This window comes from Streptomyces sp. SID3343, from assembly GCF_009865215.1.
In the GTDB taxonomy this organism is placed as follows: domain Bacteria; phylum Actinomycetota; class Actinomycetes; order Streptomycetales; family Streptomycetaceae; genus Embleya.
The window spans coordinates 1-11,055 of sequence record NZ_WWJX01001482.1 but is presented as its reverse complement, the minus strand read 5'-3'; the positions used below and the strand labels follow the sequence as shown (position 1 = coordinate 11,055).

The 11,055-nt window shown below is 71.4% G+C and carries 8 protein-coding genes and 1 pseudogene; 1 reads left to right on the top strand and 8 read right to left on the bottom strand.

The features are described from left to right. The 6 genes from GT354_RS47245 to GT354_RS47220 form a co-directional block, all read right to left on the bottom strand. Nucleotides 1-1,085 (bottom strand): tetratricopeptide repeat protein (locus GT354_RS47245; protein WP_161363932.1); only part of this gene is annotated, 1,085 nt, incomplete at its 3' end. A gap of 163 nt (nt 1,086-1,248) precedes the next feature. Beyond that, nucleotides 1,249-2,613 carry a YhgE/Pip family protein gene (locus GT354_RS47240; protein WP_161363930.1) on the bottom strand — a complete coding sequence of 455 codons (1,365 nt, stop codon included), beginning with the start codon at nt 2,611-2,613 and terminating at the stop codon, nt 1,249-1,251. After that, the gene (locus tag GT354_RS47235) at nt 2,613-3,293 is read right to left on the bottom strand and encodes an ATP-binding cassette domain-containing protein (protein ID WP_161363928.1); all 681 of its coding nucleotides are present in this window, start codon (nt 3,291-3,293) and stop codon (nt 2,613-2,615) included. The genes GT354_RS47240 and GT354_RS47235 overlap by 1 nt, the downstream gene beginning before the upstream one ends. A gap of 157 nt (nt 3,294-3,450) precedes the next feature. Further along, the gene (locus GT354_RS47230) at nt 3,451-3,750 is read right to left on the bottom strand and encodes a DUF397 domain-containing protein (protein WP_161363926.1); all 300 of its coding nucleotides are present in this window, start codon (nt 3,748-3,750) and stop codon (nt 3,451-3,453) included. 306 nt (nt 3,751-4,056) lie between these two features. Then, nucleotides 4,057-4,437, bottom strand: coding sequence for a ribonuclease domain-containing protein (locus GT354_RS47225; RefSeq protein WP_346012501.1), 381 nt, complete (start codon nt 4,435-4,437; stop codon nt 4,057-4,059). Between the two features lie 491 nt (nt 4,438-4,928). Beyond that, nucleotides 4,929-7,397 (bottom strand): glycoside hydrolase family 3 protein, encoded by a 2,469-nt coding sequence (locus GT354_RS47220; protein WP_161363924.1) that lies wholly within the window; start codon nt 7,395-7,397, stop codon nt 4,929-4,931. Nucleotides 7,398-7,555: 158 nt separating this feature from the next. On the opposite strand from GT354_RS47220, the gene GT354_RS47215 reads away from it, so the two are divergent. Beyond that, the gene (locus GT354_RS47215) at nt 7,556-8,227 is read left to right on the top strand and encodes a TetR/AcrR family transcriptional regulator (protein WP_161363922.1); all 672 of its coding nucleotides are present in this window, start codon (nt 7,556-7,558) and stop codon (nt 8,225-8,227) included. 149 nt (nt 8,228-8,376) lie between these two features. On the opposite strand, the gene GT354_RS47210 is transcribed toward GT354_RS47215, so the two are convergent. Together GT354_RS47210 and GT354_RS47205 are read right to left on the bottom strand one after the other, a co-directional pair. Then, nucleotides 8,377-9,663: a MerR family transcriptional regulator gene (locus GT354_RS47210; RefSeq protein WP_237536159.1), complete on the bottom strand. Its 1,287-nt coding sequence runs from the start codon at nt 9,661-9,663 to the stop codon at nt 8,377-8,379. A 268-nt stretch (nt 9,664-9,931) separates the two neighbouring features. Continuing rightward, nucleotides 9,932-10,357, bottom strand: a pseudogene (locus GT354_RS47205) (universal stress protein); the annotation flags it as partial. Between the last annotated feature and the right edge of the window lie 698 nt (nt 10,358-11,055).

Sequence of the window (11,055 nt, the reverse complement as noted above, 5' to 3'; positions counted from 1 at the left end):
GCCGCGGGGGCGGCCGAGGCCGCCGCCGCTTCCGGGGCCGGCTCGGTCCGGGCCTTCCGCTTGGACTCGCGCGGCGGCTTCGGTGCCTTGGCGGCCTTGGCCGGCTTCGCAGGCTTGGCCGGCTTCGGGTCCTTGGCCTTGCGGCCCGCCTCGACCGAGCTGTTGCCGACCGCGGTCGCGAACACCGGCGCGGGGTCGTTCGCCTTCGGACCGTAGGTCCACCACGCGAGGCCGCGGCGGGCGTTCTCGCTGTCCGGATGGTTCTCGCCGAGCACCCGCACGCAGTCGCCCACGAGCTGCGTCAGCAACGCGCGAGCGCCCGCCGGGTCGCCGGCCTCGCCCGTCCAGTGCGCGTGGTTGTGTCGAATCACCAAAGTGTCGTGGTGGTTCGAACCCAGAATGCGCGTGGCGTCCTCCACGAGCTGCCACAGGCCGTCCCGGGCCAGCGACACGTCGCCGGCCTCGCCCGCCCACATCGCACGGTCGTGACGGGCCGTCAGGGCCATCGGGTCGTCGGGCTCGTGCACCTCGCCGCGCTCGTCGGCGATCGCGGTCATCAAACGCGACGCCTGGATCGTCTCTCCGGAGCGGCCCACCCAGTGGGCGTGCTGATGACGAATCGTCAGCGTGTCGGGGTGCACCGGCCCGAGCGAGTCCGTCGCCTCCTCCACGATCGGCCGAAGCATCCGGGCCGCGCCCGCCGCGTCGCCGGCCTCACCGATCCAACGGGCCCACCCCGCACGCACGTTGAGCGTGTCCGGATGGTCCTGACCCAGGACCAGGACACAGTCGGCCGCCACGTCGCGCGCGAGCGACTCGGCGGTGACCGCGTTGCCGGACAGTCCGAGGCAATAGGCGTGGTTGTGCCGGGCCAGGAGCGTGTCGGGATGCTGCGGACCCAGCACGCGCGTGTAGTCCTGCGCGAGCTCGCCGAACATCCGGGCCGCCTCGCCGGGCCGGCCCTCGTCGCCGACCACCCGGGCCCACGCGGCGCGCGCGTCGAGCGAACCGGGGTGCTCGGGCCCGAGCTCCCGCACCCGGGTCTCGGCCTCGACCCTCAGCTTCTGTATCTCCTGCTCGTTCATCGCCGCTGATTCTCCCTCCTCCACCACAGGTGGCAAACCTGCGGTACCCCCTGATTGTGGGCGACGTGCACGGAGCGGACGTGGTTACGCTCCCCCGGTACAACCGTACGGGGGAGCGCATTGACCCATCGGCAGGCGTCGTCGGCTCGTCGTCACCGGGTCGTCACAGCTCCACGGACGGCTTGAGCGTCGACATGGTCCACATCCGCCGGTGCCGCACGACGAACGTGGTCGCGATCAGCGCGACCACCAGGAAGCCGCCGAGTACCGCGAACGCGATCCCCAGACGCGAGCCCTCACCGCCCGTGAGGGTGACGCGCAGCCCGTTCACCAGATACGTCATCGGCATCACCGGATGCAGCGCCTGGAACGGCGCCGGCGTCGTGGTGACCGGGTACAGCCCACCGCACGACGTGAGCTGGAGCATCAGCAGGACCAGGATCAACACGTCGCCGACCGCACCGAGCGCGGCCCGCAGAAACTGCGCGATGGCAACGAACGTCACGGCCGCGAGCGCGATCAGCAGCAGACTCAGCCCCGGATCGTCCGCGTCCAGGCTCAGCCCGAGTTGGACCACCGCGTACAGCACGAACGCGCCCAGGACGCCCAGCGCCGCCGCCGGCAGCCAGCCGGCGAGCGCGACCTTGAACGCGCCGGCCCGCCCCGCGAGCGCTCGTGGGTTGTACGGCCGCAGCAGCAGGTAGCCCACCAGGCCGAACACCCACAGCGCGATCCCGAAGAAGAACGGCGCGAGCCCGCGCCCGTACAGGTCGGCCGGGTGCACGTTGCTCACCTCGATCGCCACCGGCGCCCCGAGTACCTGCGCGTCCGCCTGCGCGTCCTGTCGCTCCGGTGGCGGCGGCGGGACCGACTCGTTGAGCTGCGTCAGCCCCCCGGCCAGTTGCCGCGCGCCCGCCGCGAGCTGCTCCGCGGGAGCCGTGCCCGCCTGTCCGGCCAGTTGCCGCGCGCCGTCGGCCGAACGGGTCAACTCTTCCTTCAGCGCGGCCGTTCGGCCGTACGCCTGCTGCACGAGGGTGCTTTGCGCGGTGGCCGAGATCTGCTGCTGGAGTTGGGTCTTGGCGATCTCGGCCATCTTGCCGATGATGAAGCCGTTGGCGTCGTCGAGCGTCATCCGCAGCGTCGCGCGCCGGGGTTGTGGCGACGCGGTGGTCGCGAGCATCGCGCTGAAGTCCGCGGGCACGGTGACGACGAAGTGGTAGTCGCCGTCCGCCAGGCCCGACTTCGCCTTCTCGGCGTCGACGACCTTCCACTTGAAGTTCTTGTCCTGCCGGATCGTCGCGGTCAGTTGCGCACCGGCGTCGATGTGCTGCCCTTGGACGTCGACGGGCCGATCCTCGTTGACGAACGCCACGGGCACCTCGCCGAGGCGGCCGTAGGGGTCCCAGTTGGACCACAGGTACAGGGCGCCGTACAGGGTCGGCACGAGCATCAGCATGACGGGCACGAGCCGGGGCAACGGGCCTCGAAAGCGCCGGAGTTCGAACCAGGCCAGGCGCAGGACACCCATCAGGCGATACCGCCTCTCGGGTACAGGTGGGGTCTCGCGTGCAGGTGGTGCCCGGGCAGGTCCACGACGCGCTCCGCGCCGCGTGGCGGTGGGGCGGTCGCGGTGGCCACGACGGTGATGCCGTAGTCGGCGATGTCGCGCAGCGCCCGCCACGCGCGCGAGAGGTCGGCGCCGGCGATCGCGGTGTCCACGTCGTCGACGAGGATCGCGCCGGGGTGGGTCGCGGCGGCGAGCGCGATCGAGAACAGCAGGTGCTCGACGGCGGACAGGTGCTCGACGAGGAGGTGCGCCGGCGGCTCGATGCGCACGAGGTCGTACATCCGCTCCAGCGCGAAGGCGGTGGGGCGGCCGGCGCCGATGGCCCGCCGCTCGGCCACCGTCTCGGCCACGGTCAGGTGCTCTTCCAGGTCGAGCCCCGGGCGGGCCCGGGCGACGGCGGTTCGTTGCCGCGCGATCGCGGGTCGGCCGCTGCCGTCGACGGTCACGCTGCCGGCGCTGGTGCGAAACCGACCGCCGAGCGCGAGCAGGAGCGAGGTACGACCGGCTCCGCCGGGCCCGGCGACGACGGTGAGGCCGGCGGCGGGGGCGGTCAGGTCGACGCCGGAGAAGATCGTGCCGTCCGGTCCGTGCGCCGCCAAGCCGACCGCGACGATCTCCACCCCGGAGGTGGCAGTGGACACGGGTCTCCCTCCGTTGATGGAACATCCATCGAGAGGTAACCCGTACATACTTTGCCAAACGGGCGAAAAGGATGATTGCGCGCTCCGGGCAGACCTGACGGTCCGTCAGGGAGCGCGTCGAACCACGCCTTCCTCGGCGTTTGTTTCCTTCCGGGCGCTACTTCTTCTCCGGCAGCGGCTCGGCGAGCCGGTCGAGGTCGAACTCGCCGTCGCGGACCCCGAGCACGAACGCGGTCCATTCCCCTTCGGTGAAGCGCAGGATCGGCCCCTCGGGGTGGATCGAGTTGCGCATCGCCATCCCCCCGCCCGGAAGCTCGGCGGTCTCCACGACCCCTTCACCGGTGGTGTCCTCGCCGTAGCCGACCCACGTGACACCACTGATGTCCATGGCGTACAACGCGGCCTTCTCGTCGTCCAACTGCTGCCGCGTCGGCTGCTCGGACTCGCCGGAACTCATGATCGAAACCCTCCCGAAAACACGTACGTGACACTCAGCTCACCGCACGCTACGCCGCGCCCGGCAACCCACACAACGTGAACGCCCACACCCGCGCGATCGGACCGGTCGGCCGACCGCTGCGGCGACCGCCGGTGGACGCTGTCGAAGGCGCTTCCGACGGCCTGCCGAGGGTCGATCGGGCCGGCGTGACGAGAACGTGGGATCGGCGGGGCGGTGAGAGTGGAGCGGGCGGGTGGGCCGGGCCTGTGGAACGGGTTCGGCCGTGGGCTCGGGTGTGCGCCGGGCGGACGGGGCGATCGTGGCTCAGGAGCAGCCCGAGGAGATCTCGCGGAAGTTGGCGTAGTGGTCGCCGGTGTACCAAACGGTGTGGGTGCCGTTGTCGCGGACGATGCGTTCCGCGTCGCGGTGTCGGCCCGGCAGGCGCGGATTGACGTCGTACTCGCGGTACTTGCCCGCCGTCGGCAGATCACCGCTGCGGTTGCCGTAGACGTTGCTGCCGCGGATCACGAGATCGGTGCCGGCCACCGGGTAGTCGCGGGGCCGGTCGGCGGCCGGCCACCGCAACCCCTTCCAGATCTGGCACGCCTCCTTGACCTGCGCCGGGAACGACTCGACCGGGAGCGGAGGGTCGAGGATCTCGGTCGGCCCGAACGTGTGCCGCGCCGCGGTATCCGGCGACGACACGACGGCATCGGCCGATGCCGGCACGACGGAAACGAGAGCGGCCGCCAGAACCCACCCGCTGACGGCGATGCGCCGCAACCCACAAAAGGACTTCATACGCGGGGCAACGACACGCGCCGCCACGGGACACGTCGGCTGACCCATCCGAGGCCGGCACCGCCCCCGGGTCGAACCCTGCGTCCGGTCCTCGGGGAGCCGGTCCTTCTCTCGGAGCCGGTCCTGCTCCAAGTCGGTCCCGGTCGGCGCCGGTCCCGGTCGACGCCGACGGCCGCACCGGGCGGGGCCGTGACTCCCCGTTCGGTGCGGCCGGTTTGTGCGGCGACGGGCCTCGGGCTCGGGCCGGTGGCGCCGTACCCGCGACAGGGTCGTCGCGGCGGGTGTTTCTCGTCGCGGACGCGATCGAGCGACTCCGGGCCGCGAAGTGACAGCCTCACGGCCCGGACGAACCCACCGGGGTGTTTCGCGATCCGGTGGGCGATGGGAGGGGCGCCCTACAGCGCGACGTCGGCGCTCAGCCGCAGGTCGCCCAGCGAGCGGCCCACGCGCAGCGTGTACGTGCCCGCGACCGTGGTCCACGCCGCGCCCTGCTCGTCCCAGCGGGCGAGCGTGCGGGCGTCGATTTCGACCGTGACCGTGCTCGTGCTGCCGGCCTCGGCGTCGAGCTTGGCGAATCCGACGAGGCGGATGGGCTCCTGACGGCCCATCAGCGTGCCGTCGGCGGTCTCCAGGTACACCTGGACGACCTCGCGGCCCGCGCGGTCGCCGGTGTTGGCCACCGTGACCTCGACCGTCAGACCCGTCGCGTCGCCCTTGACCGCGACGTCCGTGTACTCCCACGACGTGTAGCCGAGGCCGTGCCCGAACGGGTACGCCGGCGCGGCGTCGCCCAGCGCCCACGCGCGGTAGCCGATGTTGCTGGACTGCACCGAGTAGTCGTGCCGGTTGTCCACGCGCGCGGTGGAGTACACCGGTACGTCGGCCTCGGCAGCCGGGTAGGTCGTGGGCAGCCGGCCACCGGGCTCGACCGTGCCGGTGAGCACGTCGGCGAGCGCGGCGCCGCCCTCCTGGCCGGGCAGCCACGCCCACACCACGGCGGCGACCTCGTCGCGCCACGGCATCAGCACCGGCGAGCCGGCGTTGACGACCACGACGGTCTTCGGGTTGGCCGCCGCGACCCGGCGGACCAGCTCGTCGGAGCGGCCCGGGAGCGCGAGATCCTTGCGGTCGAAGCCCTCCGACTCGATGTCGTCGGTGGTACCGACCACGACCACGGCGACGTCGGCCGCCCGCGCGGCCTCGACCGCGGCGTCCAGTTCGTCGTCGTCCGAGCGGCGCGGGTTCGACCAACCGAGGCCGAGCGCGGCCATGAAGAACCGGCTGCCCTGGCTGAAGTCGAGCGAGACGTCCACCGGCGTGCCGGCGGTCGCCTCGATCTCGATCCGCTTGGCCTCGGGCCGCATGATCAGCTCGATCACGTCGGTGCCCTCGGGCGGGGTCGAGTCGACGACGCTGCGCACGCCGTCGATGGTCAGCTCGAAGCGGCCGGCGCCGCGTACGTCCATGATGTTGGTCCCGGTGACGGTCGGCGTGATGCGCACCCGCAGCCGGATCACCGTGGAGCCCTCGGGGATGTTGTCCGGCCAGAACATCAGGCTGGAGCCCAGGCGGTGCTCGGACTTGAGCACGTTGCCGTCGGCGTCGAGGAACTCGGCACGCAGGCCGGGCTCGCCGTCGACCGGGTCCACGGCCGTGTCCGGTGCGAGGTCGGCGAGCGCGCGGTGGGTGAACGCGCCCTCGGTGAGCGTGAGTTCGACGTTGCCGCCGAGCGCGGCGCGCAGGCCCTCGGGGATCGAGGTGACATGCGACGGGTTGACGTGCGCGCTGCCGCCGCCCTGCGCGGACAGGCGCAGCGCGTTGGCGCCGATCAGCGCGACGCGCGAGAGCGCGGACGGGTCGAGCGGGAGTGTGCCGTCGTTGCCCAGCAGCACCATCGCCTGCGCGGAGATCGCGCGCAGCGTGGCGACCGCGTCGCCCGGAGTGGTGGCCGTGGACGGCTTACGGTCGCCCAGCACCCCGACCCGCGCGGCGAGGCGCAGGATGCGCTCGACTCGCTCGTCGATCCGGGACTCGGGCACCCGACCCTCGCGCACGGCCGCGAGCAGCGGCTCGCCCCACACCTTGGTCGGGCCGGGCATCGCGATGTCGGTGCCGCCGCCGTCGGCCGCGGCCTCGGTGGAACGCACGGCCATCCAGTCGGAGATCACCACGCCGTCGAAGTCCCACTCGTCCTTGAGGACGCCGTGCACCAGGCGCTGGTTCTCGGTCATGGTCTGGCCGTTGACCTGGTTGTACGCGCTCATCACCAGCCAGACGCGACCGCTGCGGACGGCCTCCTCGAACGGTACGAGGTAGACCTCGCGCAGCGAGCGCTCGTCGATCCGCGAGTCGTAGGACATGCGGTCGTCCTCGGTCTCGTTGCCCACGAAGTGCTTGATCGTGGCGCCCACGCCGGCGGACTGGACGCCCTCGATGAACGCGGTCGCGATCTTCGCGGTGAGCAGCGGGTCCTCGGAGTAGCACTCGAAGTGCCGGCCGCCGAGCGGGCTGCGGTGCAGGTTCACCGTGGGCGCGAGCAGGACGTGGATGTCCTTGTCGCGAGTCTGCGCGCCCATGATGGCGCCGGCCTTGCGGGTGACCTCGGGGTCCCACGCGGCGGCGAGCGCGGTCGGGCTCGGGAACAGCAGCGACGTGTCGCGTTCGTCCCACGTGACGCCGCGGACGCCGACCGGGCCGTCGGAGACCCGCAGCTTGCGCAGGCCGATCCTCGGCAGTGCGGGGAGGGACCAGAAGTCCTCTCCCACGACGAGGGAGAGCTTCTCGTCGAGGGTCAGCTCCGCGACCAGAGCGCGCAGCTCCTCGTCGGTGGGCTCGTTGCCGGTGGGTGTGGTGTGCGACGCCATCGTCTGCCTTCCGTCCTCATCCCTCGTCGACCCGCCGGTGGTATCGACGGCGGGATCCGTTCGTACGGTAACTCCAAAACCTGTAGGTCGGTAGCTTTGTTATCCGCACGTTACCCACATCCGGCCAAGATCATCCGGGGACACGGCAGGATGAACCCATGGACGCGCAGCACGAGGACCACGACGACATCCACGCTCCTCCGCCGAGCTCCCGCACGTCCCGCGCGAGGCCGCGCGGTCGCGGCTACGCCTCGGGCGACGCGCGTCGTACGCGCATCCTCAACATCGCACTCCAGGAGTTCGCCGAGAACGGCTATCGCGGCACCTCGCTCGCGCGCATCGCCGAACGCGCCGAACTCACCCAGGCCGGCCTGCTGCACCACTTCCGCAGCAAGCAGGAGTTGCTCGTGGCCGTGCTCGACCTGCGCGACCGGATGGACGCGGAACACCTGGGCGTGGGCGTGTTGCCCCCGGGCGGCGAGGCCGCTTTGGCCAAGCTCACCGAACTGGCCGAGCACAACCGCAACATCCCGGGGCTCGTGCAGTTGTTCACCGTGCTCACCGGCGAAGCGGTGACCAACGACCACCCGGCGCACGGGTGGGCCAAGGACCGCTACGCGATCCTGCGCACCGCGTTGACCAGGTCGCTCGAAGCAGGCGTGGCCTCCGGCGAATTGCGCGCCGACGTGGACGCGCACGCGGTGGCCGCGCAGGTCTTCGCGATGATGGACGGCCTTCAGCTGCAATGGCTGCTCGACCCCGACCGCGTGGACATGGCGACGTTGTTCACCGACTATGTGGCGTCGCTGATGCCGCGGATACGGGCCTGACGGTCGAGGCCGAAGGTCGGGCCTGGGGGACGGGCCCGGAGGTCGGCCCGACGGGCCGGTCGGGGTGTCGGTGGTCCGTCGGGGTGGTGGTCGGTGGGGGTGGTGGTCGGTGGGGGTGGTGGTCGGTCGGGGTTCGGTGCGGCGCTCGGTCAGCTCTTCGGTACCGCGCTCGGCCCGGTGTTCGGTTCGGTTTCGGCCGGGAGTTCGGTGGCTGCCGGGAGTTCGGTGGCGGATGCGCCCTCGCCCGCCGTCAGCTCTCGCAGTACCGCGCCCAGGTCCCAGTTCGACAGGCTCGCGATCGCCTCGCGGAACACGGTCAGGCCGAACAGGTCCCCGCGGGCCGTCATCCGCCCGGTGGCGAGCGCCTCGCGCGGCGCGTGCCGGTCGTTGAGCAGGATCACCCGACGCGCGGTCTCGTAGTCCATGTGCACGACCATGTCGGGCCCCGGCAACAATCCGGGCCGCAGCAGGACGCGCCCCTGGAAGACGTCGAGGTGCAGCTCGGCCGGGTCGTCGCGGCCGGGCACGTCACTGACCACGATGCCCACGATCGCGGGATGCGTCGTGCGCTTCTCGGGGTCGGGCGTGATCAGCCGACTGAGCCGTGACACGGCCGCGATCCACGCGTCGGACATGAACGGGTGTCGATCGAGCGCGCCTTCCTTCTCGACGGCCGGCTCCTCGGCGGCAGGCTCCGTGCTCCCGGGAGTCTCGGTGGGCTCCTCGCGCAGCACCTTGCCCAGTTCCTCCCCCAGCCGACGCGACGCCACCCGGCGCATGGCGCGCGCGAGTTCGCTCTCCACCGCGCGCAACGCGAGCGGACGCATCCGGCGGACCATGTCGGCGGTCTCGTCCGCGTCGCCGCCGGCCGGCAGCAGATGCGCCTCCATCAACCGACCGAACCCCTCGGCCACGTGCTCCATCGCCGAGCGCAGCATGCGTAGTTGCTCGGTCACCGCCGCGACGGGCACCCCGGCCGCGTGCAGTTCCGCACCGACCGCGAGTTCGCGCGGACTGGGCACCCGAAAGACCATCAGCGAGTCGTCCTCGGGTTCGAGCAGCCCGAGCCGAATCGCCCCCGCGAGCGCGACCGGATCCGAAAGGCCGCCGAACATGGCGATCAGCTCGGCCCGGGTCATCCGCCCCGGCGTCTCGTCGCTCCACGGGCCGGTCGGTTCCACGACCAGGCCCAGCACACCGCCGAGGCTGCGGCCCCCGTCCCAGGCGTCCAGGAGTTCCTTGATGCTGACGAGGCTGTACCCGCGTTCGAGGAGTTGTCCGATCAGCCGGAGCCGGCCCAGGTGCCCGTCGTCGTACAGCGACACCCGCCCCTGTCGCCGCGGGCGCGGCAAAAGGCCGCGATCCTGGTACGCCCGCACGTTGCGTACGGTCGTGCCCCCCTCGCGGGCGAGGTCCTCGATCCGGTAATCCGCCAACCTCGTGCCTCGCGATCCTCGTGACCCATGTCCGCGGCCAACGTAATGCAGAAGCGTTCGAGGTTCGATCGCACATCGAACGATCTTCGAGGATCGCCGAAGAACGATCGTCGGAAATCGACCGCAGGCTCACCGCGAACCCACTACGGACTCACGCGGAGTCACCGAAAGTGGTCCGCCGGGCCTCGCGCGGTCGTGACGACACGAGCGGCGCCGCGTCGGGTGGCTCGGCTCGCGAGTGCGAGCGCCCGGCCCAGCCGGGCCCGAGTCACGGAATCACGACGACCGGTCGCTTGGCGTGCTTGACCAGCCGGCACGCGACGGACCCGAAGATCCGACTCGCGAATCCGGTCGACCCGCCGACCACGATCGCGTCGGCGGTGAATTCGCGCGCGACGTCCTCGATCTCGTGGCAGATGTCACCACCACGCTCGACCAGGATCCACGGCACGTCACTGAGGTGGTCGGCACAGGCCAGTTCGAGGCCCAGAGCCTCGGAACGGCTGTCCGGCACGTCGATGAACACCGGCGGCTCGCAGCCGGCCCACACGGTGGCCGGGATGCGATTGGCCACGTGCACGATGACGAGCCCGCCACCGAGCCTGCGGGCCATGCCGCACGCGTACGCGAGCGCGCGTTCACTGGACTCGGAGCCGTCGAAGCCGACGACTACGGGATGCTGGAATGCCGGATCGCGATGATGAGGAGAGTCGGGACGGAGCAACGGTGTGCCGTCCGGAAGGTCACTGAACTCGAAAGCAGCCATGGGAATCGGGCGTCTTTGCTGTGGAGGGGCGCCTCGGGGCTTCGGGTACCAGATTACTGCGTCGACCCGCACTCCCGACAGTGTCAGTCCGGGGTTCTCCCGGACAAATCAGACACCGCGACGAGCGTTGGCCGGGGCTCGATGCAATCCGCCGGACCACGCGCGGGGATGGCGCCCCCGACGAAGCCTTGGCGAGACACGCACATTAGCCGGACAAGGCCGTGAATGGGGAGACCCGGGCAGCCGAGTGGGTGATGGCGAACGCGCCAGGGCGCCCTGGGACGGCCGATCGGACCCACTTTCGGCCCCTGCCGGGCCCCGCAACACGCCCGTACGGGGGCCGATGCGACGCCGCAGAGGGAACGGGCGTTACCCCCGACCCCTCGTCGACGTTGGTCAGGACGACACCGTGCGTCCGGACGACCGCGTCGAACGGGCGGCGATCCCCTGGTGGGACGCCGACCCTCCCGGCACCGGCCCGCGCCGCGGCGCCGACGTCGAACCTGTCTGACGGCCCGTCACGCGCCGGGCCGTCGGCAGTTTTTGTTTGGAAGCCGGCTCGCGAAGCACCACTTTTGTTCCGCTTCGCTCCACAAAAGCGGCACTCCGCTCGCGACTTCGGGTCC

Coding starts and splice junctions, on each gene's coding strand:
- GT354_RS47230 (WP_161363926.1), bottom strand. CDS start 3,750: ATGAGTTCCGGCGAGTCCGAGCAGCCGACGCGGCAGCAGTTGGACGAC.
- GT354_RS47240 (WP_161363930.1), bottom strand. CDS start 2,613: ATGGGTGTCCTGCGCCTGGCCTGGTTCGAACTCCGGCGCTTTCGAGGC.
- GT354_RS47215 (WP_161363922.1), top strand. CDS start 7,556: ATGGACGCGCAGCACGAGGACCACGACGACATCCACGCTCCTCCGCCG.
- GT354_RS47220 (WP_161363924.1), bottom strand. CDS start 7,397: ATGGCGTCGCACACCACACCCACCGGCAACGAGCCCACCGACGAGGAG.